We start from the raw sequence: 15708 nt of genomic DNA on the forward strand, positions 1-15708 counted from the left end.
TTATACTTCAAATAGCTCGATCTCTTTGCTGTCTGGCGTTAATGTCACAATCGCTTTGCGACGACGGTTTGTAAGTCCGCTATAACGGCCGACACGCTTGAATTTACCTTTATAGTTCATGATGTTGACCTTTTCAACTTTCACACCGAAGATCGCTTCTACAGCGTCTTTTACTTCCGTTTTGTTCGCTTTCACATCAACTTCAAATGTGTATTTTTTTTGCGCAACTAAATTCATTGAGTTTTCAGTGATAACGGGGCGCTTAATAATATCGCGAGGATCTTTCATTATGCAAGCACCTCCTCTACTTTTTCCACGGCAGCTTTTGTGATGACAAGCTTATCGTGGTTTAACACATCAAGAACGTTAATTCCGTTCGCTGTAACGACTGTTACACCTGGAATGTTACGCGCAGATAATAAGATGTTTTCGTTGAGATCTGCTGTAACGATAAGCGCTTTGCGGTCAACAGAAAGATTATTTAAAATTTTCACCATTTCTTTCGTTTTTGGCGCTTCAAGCGCTAAGTTGTCTAATACAACGATGTTGTTTTCAAGCACTTTGGAAGATAACGCCGATTTAATCGCTAAACGGCGCACTTTTTTCGGTAATTTATAGCTGTAGCTGCGCGGAACCGGACCGAATACCGTACCACCACCACGCCATTGTGGAGAGCGAATCGAACCTTGGCGCGCACGGCCAGTACCTTTTTGACGCCATGGTTTACGGCCACCGCCGCTTACTTCAGCGCGATTTTTCGTTTTGTGCGTTCCTTGACGCAAAGAAGCACGTTGCATAATCACTGCTTCAAATAACACATGTTTGTTTGGCTCAATACCAAATACGGAATCATTTAATTCGATTTCTCCGACAGTCGCTCCGTTTTGGTTGTACAATGCTACTTTTGGCATTGGATAGTTCCTCCTTTCTTAACAAAGTTATTTCACTTTCGCTTTAACCGCACTTTTAATGACTACAAGCCCTTTGTTTGGACCTGGTACGTTTCCTTTGATAAGAAGCAAGTTGCGTTCCGTATCAACTTTCACGATTTTTAAGTTTTGCACCGTTACGCGTTCGCCACCCATACGACCTGGCAATTCTTTCGATTTGAATACTCGGTTTGGCGCGATTGGACCCATCGAACCAGGACGACGATGGTAACGTGAACCGTGTGCCATTGGTCCACGAGATTGGCCATGGCGTTTGATTGCACCTTGGAATCCTTTACCTTTTGAAACTCCTGTTACATCAACGATATCGCCTTCAGCGAAAATATCAACTTTGACTTCCTGACCAACTTCATATTCCGCTACATTTGCACCGCGGATTTCACGAATGAAGCGCTTAGGCGCAGTATTCGCTTTCGCTGCATGTCCTTTTTCCGGTTTGTTTGCTAATTTTTCACGTTTATCTTCAAACCCTAATTGAATCGCTTCATAACCGTCGTTTTCGACCGTTTTCTTTTGAAGCACGACGTTCGGAGTCGCTTCAATTACCGTTACAGGAATTAAGTCACCGTTTTCCGCGAATACTTGCGTCATCCCGATTTTTCTACCTAAGATTCCTTTGGTCATTCGTCACACCTCCTATAAGTTCATTTTGACAATTAAAGCTTAATTTCAATATCGACACCAGATGGCAAATCAAGACGCATAAGTGAGTCCACTGTTTGCGGAGTTGGGTTTACGATATCGATCAAGCGTTTATGTGTACGCATTTCGAATTGTTCACGAGAATCTTTATACTTGTGAACAGCGCGCAAAATCGTATAAACAGTTCTTTCCGTTGGTAATGGGATCGGTCCAGATACTTTTGCACCAGAACGTTTTGCTGTTTCTACGATTTTTTCAGCAGATTGATCGAGGATTCGATGATCGTAAGCTTTTAAACGGATACGAATTTTTTCTTTTGCCATTATTTTCCCTCCTTCTTCGCCTATTTTTAAAATAGACATTCTCCGTGGAAATTTCCTCACACTCGCCATGGCAAAGCGGCCGGGTGTGTCAGCAACCTTCCACTTCATCGCAGTCAAAGACCAACATTAAACATTATACAGATATGAAAAGCAAAATGCAAGTAAAATATCGGATACTTGCACACTTCTTTTATTATACACACCTGTCCACGATGTTTCAACCGCCCGCAAAAACGCTAAAAAGCAGGTTTGCCTGGGCAAACCTGCTTACTTTCATTACTCGATGATAGAAGATACAACGCCAGCGCCTACTGTACGACCGCCTTCACGGATCGAGAATTTTGTACCTTCTTCGATCGCGATTGGCGCGATTAGTTCTACTGTCATTTCAACGTTGTCGCCAGGCATTACCATCTCTACGCCTTCTGGAAGAGTGATGATCCCTGTTACGTCCGTTGTACGGAAGTAGAATTGTGGACGATAGTTAGAGAAGAATGGAGTATGACGTCCACCTTCTTCTTTTGACAATACGTAAACTTCCGCTTTGAATTTTGTGTGTGGTGTGATTGTACCTGGTTTTGCAAGTACTTGACCACGTTGTACTTCGTCACGAGATACCCCGCGAAGAAGTGCACCGATGTTGTCACCAGCTTCTGCTTGGTCAAGAAGTTTACGGAACATTTCTACACCTGTAACAGTTGTAGCTTTTGGCTCTTCAGAAAGACCGATGATCTCAACTGCGTCACCAACTTTTAATACGCCGCGCTCAACACGACCAGTTGCAACTGTACCGCGACCAGTGATAGAGAATACGTCTTCAACCGGCATCATGAACGGTTTGTCAACTTCGCGTTGTGGAGTTGGAATGTACTCGTCAACAGCGTTCATAAGCTCGATGATTTTTGCTTCCCACTCAGCGTCGCCTTCAAGTGCTTTTAATGCAGAACCTTTGATAACAGGAACTTCGTCGCCAGGGAAGTCGTATTCAGACAATAGGTCACGAACTTCCATTTCAACAAGCTCTAATAGTTCTTCGTCGTCTACCATATCGCATTTGTTTAAGAATACAACGATGTATGGTACACCTACTTGACGAGAAAGAAGAATGTGCTCGCGAGTTTGCGGCATTGGACCGTCAGCTGCAGATACTACAAGGATCGCGCCGTCCATTTGTGCTGCACCAGTGATCATGTTTTTCACGTAGTCAGCGTGGCCTGGGCAGTCAACGTGTGCATAGTGGCGAGCGTCAGTTTCATACTCAACGTGTGCAGTTGAGATTGTGATCCCGCGCTCACGCTCTTCTGGAGCAGCGTCGATTTGGTCATAAGCACGCGCTTCTGCTTTCCCTTGTTTTGCAAGAACTGTTGTGATTGCTGCTGTTAAAGTTGTTTTACCGTGGTCAACGTGGCCAATTGTACCAATGTTAACGTGTGGTTTCGTGCGTTCGAATTTCGCTTTAGCCATTAGAAATATCCTCCTTAAATATAAATTTCATATTTAGATTAAGTATATAGGATGCTTGGAAACGCACATGCAAGCATGTCCGCTTCCAAGTCTTACATAAGTATTTATACTTGAACAGCGCTGGAAAATCAATTATTCACCTTTATTTTTTTTGATGATTTCCTCAGCGATGCTCTTCGGAACTTCTTCATAATGGTCGAACACCATGGTGAATGTTCCGCGACCTTGTGTGTTGGAACGCAATGACGTTGCATATCCAAACATTTCAGACAGTGGAACCATCGCGCGAACAACTTGAGCGTTACCGCGTGCTTCCATACCTTCTACGCGGCCGCGACGAGATGTGATGTCACCCATAATGTCACCTAAATATTCTTCAGGAACGATGACTTCGACTCTCATAATTGGTTCGAGCAATACTGGATCACATTTTGTTGCCGCGTTTTTCAATGCAAGCGAAGCAGCAATTTTGAACGCCATTTCACTTGAGTCGACATCGTGGTAAGAACCATCGAATAGTTTTGCTTTAATATCGACAACTGGATATCCAGCCAGAACCCCATTTTGCATCGCATCTTCAAGACCTGCTTGAATCGCTGGGATGTATTCTCTTGGAACAACCCCACCGACGATCGCGTTCTCAAATTCAAATCCTTTTCCTTCTTCATTTGGCGAGAATTCGATCCAAACGTGACCGTATTGACCGCGACCACCAGATTGACGCACGAATTTACCTTCGACTTGCGCCGATTTACGGAATGTTTCGCGGTATGCTACTTGTGGAGCACCAACGTTTGCTTCGACTTTAAATTCGCGACGCATACGGTCAACGATAATGTCAAGGTGAAGCTCGCCCATTCCCGCGATGATCGTTTGACCTGTTTCTTGGTCTGTCCATGCGCGGAATGTTGGGTCTTCTTCTTGAAGTTTTTGCAACGCTGTGCTCATTTTGTCTTGGTCCGCTTTTGACTTCGGCTCAATTGCGATTTGGATAACTGGCTCTGGGAATGTCATCGACTCTAGGATGACAGGAGCTTTTTCATCGCACAATGTGTCACCAGTCGTTGTATCTTTTAACCCTACCGCTGCTGCGATATCACCAGCATAAACTTTTGAAATTTCTTGACGGTGGTTGGCGTGCATTTGCAAAATACGACCGATCCGTTCACGTTTGCGTTTTGTTGAGTTCAACACGTATGAACCCGAATCTAACGTACCGGAATAAACGCGGAAGAACGTCAACTTACCAACGTAAGGGTCTGTCATAATTTTGAACGCTAGTGCTGCAAACGGAGCATCGTCACGAGATTCACGTACTGTTTCTTCTTCTGTATCTGGAACAACCCCTTTAATCGCAGGGATGTCTACTGGAGAAGGTAAGTAGTCGACGACGCCGTCAAGCATTAATTGAACACCTTTGTTTTTAAACGCAGAACCGCAGAATACTGGGAAGAATTCAACAGAAACTGTCGCTTTACGAATCGCTGCTTTAAGCTCTTCTTTTGTAATTTCTTCCCCTTCTAGATACTTCATCATTAATTCTTCATCAAGCTCTGCAACTGCTTCGATTAATTTGCCGCGATATTCTTCCGCCATATCGCGATAATCTTCTGGAATTTCGATGCGTTCAATGTTTTTCCCTAATTCATCATGATAGTGATACGCACACATTTCGACAAGGTCAATGATGCCGGAGAATTGATCTTCTGCACCGATTGGCAATTGAACCGGGTGCGCATTCGCTTGCAAACGATCATGAAGCGTTTTTACAGAATATAGGAAGTCTGCACCGATCTTATCCATTTTGTTGACGAATACGATACGCGGAACACCGTATGTAGTCGCTTGACGCCATACTGTTTCTGTTTGCGGCTCTACCCCAGATTGCGCGTCAAGTACCGCTACCGCACCGTCTAAAACGCGCAATGAGCGCTCCACTTCTACAGTGAAGTCTACGTGTCCTGGTGTGTCGATGATGTTAATACGGTGACCTTTCCATTGCGCTGTTGTTGCCGCAGACGTGATCGTAATCCCGCGCTCTTGTTCTTGCTCCATCCAGTCCATCGTCGCAGCACCTTCATGGACTTCACCGATTTTATGAACGCGTCCTGTGTAGAAAAGGATACGTTCCGTTGTTGTTGTTTTACCGGCATCAATATGGGCCATGATACCAATATTGCGAGTGTTTTCTAAGGAGAACTCTCTTGCCATCTTGGTTTTTTCTCCTTCCTTTAGGTAAATATCGTGTTTGATAAAAGGTTGCAAATATAGGAATATAGGTGAGCATGCAGCAGGAAGCCCCACCGCCTTCACCTATTTCCTATTATACAATAAAAAAGAATAGCTTCATTGTGAAAAAATGATTACCAACGATAGTGAGCAAACGCTTTGTTTGCCTCCGCCATTTTGTGCGTATCTTCGCGTTTTTTCACTGCTGCACCTGTATTGTTTGCCGCATCTAAAATTTCATTCGCTAAACGCTCTTCCATCGTTTTTTCTCCACGAAGACGAGCGTAGTTGACTAACCAGCGAAGACCTAATGTTGTACGGCGATCTGGACGAACTTCCACCGGCACTTGGTAGTTCGCACCACCTACACGGCGAGCGCGCACCTCAAGAACAGGCATAACATTTTTCAATGCTTGCTCGAATACTTCCATTGGATCTTTGCCAGTGCGTTCACGGATAATATCAAATGCTGTGTAAAGAATTTTTTGCGCTTTTCCTTTTTTGCCGTCGATCATAATTTTGTTGATCAAACGTGTTACAAGTTTAGAGTTGTAAATCGGATCTGGTAACACATCTCTTTTTGGAACCGGACCTTTACGTGGCATAGTTTTTCCTCCCTTCAAGAAAAAAATCCTAATTTTTAACGATTAATTATTTTTTAGGCGCTTTTGGTCTCTTCGCACCGTACTTCGAGCGACCTTGCATACGGTTCGCTACACCAGCAGTGTCAAGCGCCCCACGAACGATGTGATAGCGTACCCCTGGCAAGTCTTTTACACGTCCACCACGAATTAATACAACGCTGTGCTCTTGTAAGTTGTGGCCGATACCAGGAATGTATGCTGTTACCTCGATACCGTTTGACAAGCGTACACGAGCATATTTACGAAGCGCTGAGTTTGGCTTCTTCGGTGTCATTGTTCCTACACGTGTACATACACCGCGTTTTTGTGGAGACGCAACGTTTGTTTGTACTTTTTTGAAGCTGTTGTACCCTTTATTTAAAGCAGGGGATTTAGATTTTACTACTTTTTTCGTACGGCCTTTGCGTACTAGCTGATTAATTGTAGGCATGATAAATTTCCTCCCTTCACACATAAGTTCAAGCCCACACATCCAGGTGGCTCATAATTTATGCAAAAACAAAGTTTTTGTAGTAAACCCACAAAAACAGTTTTAACGAATGATCGCAACAGCTGCCGCTCCCACTTGGATTTTGCACGCTTTCCCAAGTTTTTTCATCGAGTCTACTTTCGTAATAGGAACGTTCGCCTCTTTTGCCGCTTCGATAATTTTATTGATAATTGCCGGGTCGGCATCTTCGGCTACAATCACTTCCCGTACGTTTCCTTCTCTCAGAGCACGCACTGTTTGCTTGGTTCCGACTACAAATTGTTGCGCCTGTAATACTTTTTCATAAGACATCTTAAAATATCCTCCAAAGTACCAGGTTTTTGGAACACCTTTATTACATTAACATTTTCTTATGGCATTGTCAACTGTTAAATTTGTTACCGGCAAGTTTTTGCTTGCCGGTAACGTAGTGTTTATTTATTGGATGTTGTCATTTGCTCATTTGCTTGCTTTTTCGCGACCGGCTTGATTTTCCGATAGCGCGCCATTCCCGTTCCTGCAGGGACGAGCTTACCGATAATGACGTTTTCTTTTAAGCCAAGCAATTCGTCACGTTTTCCTTTAATCGCCGCATCGGTCAAGACGCGTGTCGTTTCTTGGAACGAAGCAGCAGACAAGAACGAATCCGTTTCAAGCGATGCTTTCGTGATTCCAAGCAGTACTGGACGGGCTGTCGCTGGACGTTTTCCTTCTAGCAACACTTTGGCATTCGCATCGGTAAACTGATGAACATCCAACAATGTCCCCGGAAGCACGTCCGTATCCCCAGCATCGATGACGCGAACTTTGCGAAGCATTTGACGAACCATTACTTCAATGTGCTTATCGCTAATTTCTACCCCTTGCATCCGGTATACTTTTTGCACTTCACGCAACAAGTATTCCTGCACCGCTGTAATGTCTTTTATTTTGAGCAGTTCTTTCGGGTCGATCGAACCTTCTGTCAACTCTTGACCGCGTTCGACATGTTGGCCTTCTTGAACTTTTAGTCTTGCGTTATACGGAGCCGTATACGTGCGAGTTTCCACTTCGCCCTTCACAACGATTTCTTGCTGACGGTCGCGTGTTTCGTTAATGGAAACGACAACCCCGTCAATTTCGGAAATGACGGCTTGACCTTTCGGATTGCGCGCTTCAAACAACTCTTGAACACGCGGCAAACCTTGGGTAATATCGTCTCCGGCTACCCCGCCTGTATGGAATGTACGCATCGTCAACTGCGTACCCGGTTCACCGATCGACTGCGCAGCGATAATTCCGACTGCTTCGCCCACTTCCACTTCCGCGCCGGTCGCAAGGTTGCGTCCGTAACATTTTTTACATACGCCGTGACGTGTGTTACATGTAAACGCAGAGCGAATCCATACTTTGTCAATGCCTGCTTTAATAATTGCATTGGCGATATCTTCTGTAATCATTTCGTTTTCGCGAACGATAACTTCGCCTGTTTCCGGGTGTTTTACCGTCTTTCTTGCATAACGGCCGATTAGGCGTTCTTCTAGCTTTACAATGACTTCTGTTCCATCCGTCAGCGCTCTAACAAGCATGCCGCGGTCTGTACCGCAATCATCTTCACGAACGATCACGTCTTGAGCAACATCGACAAGACGGCGCGTTAAGTATCCAGAGTCTGCTGTTTTCAACGCCGTGTCTGCTAGCCCTTTACGCGCACCGTGCGTAGAAATGAAGTACTCCAATACTGTCAACCCTTCACGGAACGACGATTTGATTGGCAACTCGATAATTCGTCCGGCTGGGTTCGCCATCAAACCGCGCATGCCGGCAAGCTGCGTAAAGTTCGAAGCGTTACCGCGGGCACCAGAGTCGCTCATCATAAAGATCGGGTTGCGCTTATCTAACGATTCCATCAATTTGCTTTGGATTTTATCTTTCGCAGCGCTCCAGATCGAAATGACGCGCTCATAACGTTCTTCGTCGGTAATTAAACCGCGTCTAAACTGCTTTAAGACCGTATCGACTTTCGTTTGCGCTTCTTGTAAAATTTCTTGTTTTTCTGGCAAGACGACGATATCAGCTACACCGATCGTAATACCAGCTTTTGTCGAATACTTAAAGCCAAGATCTTTCATGCGATCAAGCATTTTCGATGTTTCCGTAATTTTGAAACGCTTGAACACTTCCGCGATAATATTTCCAAGCACTTTCTTTTTGAACGGCGGAACAAGTTCACGCTTGCGAATTTCTTCTTTGACGTTTACGCCTTTATCAAGGAAATATTTATCCGGTGTTCTTTCTTCAATATTTTCTTGCGTCGGTTCGTTAATGTACGGGAATGATTTCGGTAAAATTTCGTTAAAAATCAATTTTCCAACAGTTGTAATGAGCAATTTGTTGTTTTGTTCTTCTGTAAATGTTTCGTTTTTCAACGAACCGGCATGGATCGCAATCCGAGTATGGAGATGGACGTAGCCGCTATGGTAAGCAAGCAGCGCTTCATCCGTATCTTTGAAAATCATTCCCTCGCCAATTGCCCCTTCGCGTTCCATTGTCAAGTAGTAGTTTCCTAATACCATGTCTTGCGAAGGAGTAACAACTGGTTTGCCGTCTTTCGGGTTCAAAATGTTTTGCGCCGCAAGCATCAATAACCGAGCTTCTGCTTGCGCTTCCGCCGATAACGGAACGTGCACCGCCATCTGGTCACCGTCAAAGTCAGCGTTGTACGCCGTACATACAAGTGGATGCAGGCGAATCGCACGACCTTCAACAAGCGTCGGTTCGAATGCTTGAATTCCAAGTCTATGCAATGTTGGGGCGCGGTTTAGAAGCACCGGATGTTCTTTAATGACCGATTCTAATACGTCCCATACTTCCGGATGCACGCGCTCAATTTTCCGTTTCGCGCTTTTAATATTGTGCGCTAACCCACGTTCCACTAGCTCTTTCATGACGAATGGCTTGAACAGCTCAAGCGCCATTTCTTTCGGCAATCCACATTGATACATTTTTAAGTTCGGACCGACGACGATTACCGAACGGCCAGAGTAGTCCACGCGTTTTCCGAGCAAGTTTTGACGGAAACGGCCTTGCTTACCTTTTAGCATATGCGATAACGATTTTAATGGGCGGTTGCCTGGGCCCGTTACCGGACGGCCGCGACGACCGTTATCAATTAACGCATCCACCGCTTCTTGAAGCATCCGCTTTTCATTTTGCACGATAATGTTTGGTGCACCGAGATCTAACAAACGCTTTAAACGATTGTTTCGGTTAATGACGCGACGGTACAAATCGTTTAAATCCGATGTCGCAAACCGGCCGCCGTCTAGTTGGACCATCGGACGCAATTCCGGTGGAATAACCGGAAGAACATCCAATACCATCCATGCAGGATCATTGCCTGAATTACGGAACGCTTCAAGCACTTCTAGCCGTTTAATTGCCCGCGCACGACGTTGTCCTTGCGCCGTTTTTAATTCTTCTTTTAACGCTTCTACTTCTTTTTCCAAGTCGATATCTTGTAGAAGTTTTTTTATCGCTTCTGCTCCCATCGATGCTTGGAAGGAGTTGCCGTATTTTTCGCGATAAGCCCGGTACTCTTTTTCAGAAAGGAGCTGCTTTTTCTCAAGCGGCGTATCTCCCGGCTCTGTCACCACGTACGAAGCAAAATAAATGACTTCTTCCAAAGCGCGCGGGGACATGTCTAAAACAAGTCCCATGCGGCTTGGAATTCCTTTAAAGTACCATATATGTGAAACAGGAGCAGCTAGTTCAATATGACCCATGCGTTCGCGACGCACTTTAGCGCGGGTCACTTCCACGCCACAGCGGTCGCAAACGACACCTTTATAACGTACGCGCTTATATTTTCCGCAATGGCATTCCCAGTCTTTTGTCGGACCGAAAATGCGCTCGCAGAACAATCCGTCTTTTTCCGGTTTTAATGTACGATAGTTGATCGTTTCCGGTTTCTTCACTTCACCATACGACCACGAACGGATTTTTTCTGGTGAAGCAAGACCGATTTTCATATACTCAAAATTATTTACATCTAGCAAGGGGCCTACCTCCCTCTCAATCTCCAGGTTTTACCCTTATTGCCTTATCGCTTATTCTTTTGTTACCGCTTCTTCTTCTTTTTCTGATACGATGCCAACTGTCATTGCATCAGCTGATTGCACATCGTCATCGTCATCGAAGTTTTCCATGCTAATTTCTTTCTCGTCGCTAGAAAGAATCGTGACATCCATCCCTAAGCTTTGCAGCTCTTTAATCAATACTTTAAATGATTCCGGAACTCCAGGTTCTGGAACATTTTCGCCTTTGACAATCGCTTCGTATGTTTTCACACGACCGACGACGTCGTCTGATTTGACGGTCAAAATTTCTTGCAATGTATATGCTGCGCCGTATGCTTCGAGCGCCCATACCTCCATCTCACCGAAACGCTGACCACCGAATTGCGCTTTACCGCCAAGCGGCTGTTGCGTCACAAGTGAGTACGGTCCTGTCGAACGAGCATGAAGTTTATCGTCTACCATGTGCGCCAGTTTGATCATATACATAATCCCGACCGATACACGGTTATCAAACGGCTCACCTGTCCGACCGTCGTATAGAACGGTTTTGGCATCACGAGCCATCCCAGCTTCTTCTAAAATTGCCCATACATCTTCTTCACGAGCGCCATCGAATACCGGAGAAGCGACATGAAGGCCAAGCTTCTTCGCTGCCATACCAAGGTGCAGCTCGAGCACCTGTCCGATGTTCATCCGCGACGGAACGCCTAATGGGTTTAACATGATATCAACTGGCGTACCATCTGGCAAGAACGGCATATCTTCTTCCGGAAGGATTCTTGAGATAACCCCTTTATTCCCGTGGCGACCAGCCATTTTATCGCCTTCGGAAATTTTCCGCTTTTGCACGATGTATACACGCACAAGTTGGTTCACGCCAGGAGGAAGCTCATCTCCGTCCTCACGGTTAAAGACTTTTACATCCAACACGATTCCGCCGCCACCGTGCGGTACACGAAGCGACGTATCCCGCACTTCGCGAGCTTTTTCACCAAAGATTGCATGCAATAGACGCTCTTCTGCCGTTAGCTCCGTGACTCCTTTCGGTGTTACTTTGCCGACAAGCAAGTCGCCGTCTTTCACTTCCGCACCGATGCGCACAATTCCACGTTCGTCCAAGTTGCGTAGTGCGTCTTCCCCAACGTTCGGGATATCACGTGTAATTTCTTCTGGTCCAAGTTTTGTGTCGCGTGATTCAGATTCGTATTCTTCAATATGAATCGATGTGTAAACATCGTCTTTGACAAGACGCTCGCTCATAATAATGGCATCTTCGTAGTTGTAGCCGTCCCATGTCATGAAGGCAACAAGCACATTACGGCCGAGTGCGAGTTCGCCTTTTTCCATGGAAGGACCGTCCGCAAGAATTTCACCTTTTTCCACGATATCGCCTTTTTTCACGATCGGGCGTTGGTTGTAACACGTTCCTTGGTTAGAGCGAACGAATTTCAGGAGGCGGTATTTATCAAGATCGCCTTTTACTTCTTTGCCATCGACTTCAATTAAGCGGCGAACCCAAATTTCTTTCGCTTCCACCCGCTCGACAATTCCGCGATGCTTGCAAATGACTGCTGCTCCAGAGTCTTTCGCCGACACATATTCCATTCCTGTTCCGACAATCGGCGCTTCTGGTTGCAATAACGGAACAGCTTGGCGCTGCATGTTCGCTCCCATGAGCGCGCGGTTCGAGTCGTCGTTTTCTAAGAATGGGATGCACGCAGTCGCCGCTGATACGACTTGTTTTGGCGATACGTCCATATAGTCGACGCGGTCGCGTTTTACGACGATGTTTTCTCCGCGGAAACGCGCCACAATATCTTCATCCAAGAACGTGCCATCTTCCGCAATTCGTGCGTTTGCTTGTGCAACCACGTAATTGTCTTCTTCATCTGCCGTTAAATAGTCAATGCGGTTTGTCACTTTTCCCGTTTCAGGATCGACGCGACGGTACGGTGTTTCAATAAATCCAAATTTGTTTACTTTCGCATATGTCGAAAGCGAGTTAATTAACCCGATGTTCGGACCTTCCGGCGTTTCAATCGGACACATGCGTCCATAATGAGAATAGTGAACGTCACGAACTTCAAAGCCCGCGCGTTCGCGAGTCAAACCGCCTGGTCCTAGCGCAGAAAGACGACGTTTATGCGTTAATTCTGCAAGCGGGTTCGTTTGGTCCATAAACTGCGAAAGCTGAGAGCTTCCGAAAAACTCTTTAATTGCCGCGATCACCGGTCGAATATTAATCAACTGTTGTGGTGTGATCGTATTCGTATCTTGAATCGACATGCGCTCACGAACAACGCGTTCCATGCGCGATAAACCGATGCGGAATTGGTTTTGCAACAACTCGCCGACCGAACGAAGGCGACGGTTGCCTAGATGGTCGATATCATCTGTATCGCCTACTCCGTGAAGAAGGTTAAAGAAGTAGCTGATCGAGGCGATGATATCGCTCGGTGTAATGTGTTTGACGTCTTCCGCAATGTATCCGTTGCCAATGACATGGATCACTTGCTCGCCTTCCGGATCATTCGGCGCATAAATTTTAATCGATTGCAACGTAAACTCTTCATCTATTACACCACCGGCAGGCTTATATGTACGAAAGCCAATGCCGTTTTCTAAATAAGGCAAAATCCGGTCTAACGTCCGGCGATCAATCAGCGCTCCCTTTTCGGCAATAATTTCGCCTGTTTCAGGGTGGACGAGCGTTTCTGCAAGACGTTGATTGAAAAGTCGATTTTTAATGTGGAGTTTTTTGTTAATTTTATAACGTCCTACGCTTGCTAAATCATAACGTTTCGGATCAAAGAAACGAGAAATCAACAAACTTTTGGCGTTTTCCACTGTCGGTGGCTCGCCCGGACGCAAGCGTTCGTAAATTTCAAGCAACGCTTTTTCTGTGCTTTCTGTATTGTCTTTTTCTAACGTGTTGCGAAGATATTCGTTTTCACCGATTACATCAATAATTTCTTGGTCAGAGCCGAATCCAAGCGCACGTAAAAGGACGGTAACAGGCAATTTGCGGGTGCGGTCAATGCGAACGTATACAACATCTTTCGCATCCGTTTCATACTCTAGCCATGCGCCGCGGTTCGGAATGACAGTCGCGGAAAATCCACGTTTCCCGTTTTTATCTATTTTTCCGCTATAATATACGCTCGGGGAGCGGACAAGCTGAGAAACAATGACACGTTCTGCACCGTTGATGATGAACGTCCCCGTTTCCGTCATGAGAGGGAAGTCTCCCATGAATACATCTTGTTCTTTCACTTCGCCTGTTTCTTTATTAATTAGGCGTACTTTCACGCGAAGCGGTGCTGCATATGTCACATCGCGTTCTTTTGATTCTTCCACCGAATATTTCGGTTCCCCCAGACTATAATCAACAAATTCAAGGGAAAGATTTCCGGAAAAGTCTTCGATCGGAGAAATTTCTTTGAACATTTCTCTCAGACCTTCATCAAGAAACCATTGGTAAGAGGAGGTCTGAATTTCGATAAGGTTTGGTAACTCGAGTACTTCACTGATACGCGCGTAACTTCTTCGTTGGCGGTGTCGTCCATATTGAACTAGTTGACCTGTCAACTGATTCACCCCTCAAATTCAAGCATTGATGAAAATAGAAGGCAGCTTTTCTAAACAAGAAATATTTGCCTTACTATCAGACAAAAGAAAAATGGTTTCTATAATAAGAAAACCACATTTTCACCTATTTATTGATTTTATAATTTTTCCCATCGAAAATAAAATTATACATCGAATAACCGAATAAGGTTACATATTTGGCATTTTATAATGCTATCATAGGTAAAAAAAACTGTCCATCTTTTTTTGCCTTTATGATATAATACCCTTTTTTCTTTGCCACCACTTCTACGTCTGTAAACAATGATTGCAGTTTTTCCAACGCAGACGGCGCCCCTTGCTTCTTTTGGATGACGACCCACAATTCCCCTTGTGGAAGAAGGTGGTGCACACTTTGTTCAAAAATCGAATAAACGATCTTTTTCCCCGCGCGAATCGGTGGATTCGTTAAAATCGCAGCGAACGTTTTATCTCCTACGTTTCCAAATAAATCACTTTCATAAACAACCGCGTTACTGATCCGGTTGATTTGTTTATTTTTGTTCGCTAATTCAATTGCTCGTTCGTTAATATCGATCATTTCCACTTGACGGTTCGGAAACGACTTAGCCACTGCCAACCCAATCGGCCCGTAGCCGCAACCGACATCTAAAATAGCGCCATCGATCGCTGGCTCTGCAAATGTTTCGATTAATAGCCGTGAACCGAAATCAACTTCTCGCTTAGAAAAAACACCGTTGTCGGTTGTAAACGTCAGTTCATTTCCTCTTAATGTAAAGTTCCATGTTTGCGGGTTATGTGAAGAAGAAGGCGTTTTGGAATAATAATGTTCACTCAATGACATCACCCTTTCCTTTTTTATCATCGTACCCAATTTTCAATAATAGTAAAAAAGCCCGCTATAATTAGCGAGCTTTTTTCGTCTAGGCGAGATTACTTCACTTCTACGCTAGCGCCAGCTTCTTCAAGTTTAGCTTTGATTTCTTCAGCTTCTTCTTTAGAAACGCCTTCTTTAACTGGCTTTGGAGTGTTGTCTACTAAATCTTTTGCTTCTTTTAAGCCGAGGCCAGTAAGTTCACGCACAACTTTGATAACTTTGATTTTTTGTGCGCCGCCATCTGTAAGGATAACATCGAATTCTGTTTTTTCCGCAACAGCTTCGCCGCCAGCAGCAGCACCGCCAGCAACTACTACAGGAGCAGCAGCAGTTACACCGAACTCTTCTTCAATTGCTTTTACTAAGTCGTTTAATTCTAAAACAGTCATATTCTTAACCGCTTCAATGATTTGTTCTTTAGTCATTGTAATATTCCTCCCTTAATATGATTTTCCATTGTAGTG

The 15708-nt window shown here is 44.8% G+C and carries 13 protein-coding genes; all 13 read right to left on the reverse strand.

The features are described 5' to 3' along the window. Entirely contained in the window at positions 1-288 is a 288-nt protein-coding gene (gene rplW, locus M4I42_RS06635) for a 50S ribosomal protein L23 (protein WP_268851430.1), read from the reverse strand. Beyond that, positions 288-911 carry a 50S ribosomal protein L4 gene (rplD, locus tag M4I42_RS06640; protein WP_268851431.1) on the reverse strand — a complete coding sequence of 208 codons (624 nt, stop codon included), beginning with the start codon at positions 909-911 and terminating at the stop codon, positions 288-290. Before rplD ends, rplW begins: the two co-directional genes overlap by 1 nt. A gap of 27 nt (positions 912-938) precedes the next feature. Continuing rightward, positions 939-1574 (reverse strand): 50S ribosomal protein L3, encoded by a 636-nt coding sequence (gene rplC, locus M4I42_RS06645; protein ID WP_066322070.1) that lies wholly within the window; start codon positions 1572-1574, stop codon positions 939-941. 32 nt (positions 1575-1606) lie between these two features. Continuing rightward, positions 1607-1915, reverse strand: a complete 309-nt coding sequence (rpsJ, locus tag M4I42_RS06650; protein ID WP_003247558.1) for a 30S ribosomal protein S10 — start codon at positions 1913-1915, stop codon at positions 1607-1609. 276 nt (positions 1916-2191) lie between these two features. After that, the gene (gene tuf / locus M4I42_RS06655) at positions 2192-3379 is read right to left on the reverse strand and encodes an elongation factor Tu (protein WP_268851432.1); all 1188 of its coding nucleotides are present in this window, start codon (positions 3377-3379) and stop codon (positions 2192-2194) included. 132 nt (positions 3380-3511) lie between these two features. Continuing rightward, on the reverse strand, positions 3512-5590 hold the full coding sequence (gene fusA / locus M4I42_RS06660; protein WP_183185504.1) for an elongation factor G: 2079 nt from the start codon (positions 5588-5590) through the stop codon (positions 3512-3514). 152 nt (positions 5591-5742) lie between these two features. Then, the gene (gene rpsG, locus M4I42_RS06665) at positions 5743-6213 is read right to left on the reverse strand and encodes a 30S ribosomal protein S7 (protein ID WP_183255689.1); all 471 of its coding nucleotides are present in this window, start codon (positions 6211-6213) and stop codon (positions 5743-5745) included. 46 nt (positions 6214-6259) lie between these two features. Then, positions 6260-6682: a 30S ribosomal protein S12 gene (gene rpsL / locus M4I42_RS06670; protein ID WP_268851433.1), complete on the reverse strand. Its 423-nt coding sequence runs from the start codon at positions 6680-6682 to the stop codon at positions 6260-6262. Positions 6683-6784: 102 nt separating this feature from the next. Then, complete coding sequence (locus tag M4I42_RS06675; RefSeq protein WP_268851434.1) at positions 6785-7033, reverse strand: 50S ribosomal protein L7ae-like protein; 249 nt, start codon at positions 7031-7033, stop codon at positions 6785-6787. A 122-nt stretch (positions 7034-7155) separates the two neighbouring features. Continuing rightward, positions 7156-10758: a DNA-directed RNA polymerase subunit beta' gene (gene rpoC / locus M4I42_RS06680; RefSeq protein WP_268851435.1), complete on the reverse strand. Its 3603-nt coding sequence runs from the start codon at positions 10756-10758 to the stop codon at positions 7156-7158. Positions 10759-10809: 51 nt separating this feature from the next. Continuing rightward, on the reverse strand, positions 10810-14367 hold the full coding sequence (rpoB, locus tag M4I42_RS06685; RefSeq protein WP_268851436.1) for a DNA-directed RNA polymerase subunit beta: 3558 nt from the start codon (positions 14365-14367) through the stop codon (positions 10810-10812). Positions 14368-14572: 205 nt separating this feature from the next. Beyond that, positions 14573-15205: a class I SAM-dependent methyltransferase gene (locus M4I42_RS06690; RefSeq protein ID WP_268851437.1), complete on the reverse strand. Its 633-nt coding sequence runs from the start codon at positions 15203-15205 to the stop codon at positions 14573-14575. Positions 15206-15300: 95 nt separating this feature from the next. Then, positions 15301-15669 (reverse strand): 50S ribosomal protein L7/L12, encoded by a 369-nt coding sequence (rplL, locus tag M4I42_RS06695; protein ID WP_268851438.1) that lies wholly within the window; start codon positions 15667-15669, stop codon positions 15301-15303. Between the last annotated feature and the right edge of the window lie 39 nt (positions 15670-15708).

This window comes from Anoxybacillus sp. J5B_2022 (genome assembly GCF_026847645.1).
Taxonomy (GTDB): Bacteria; Bacillota; Bacilli; order Bacillales; family Anoxybacillaceae; genus Anoxybacteroides.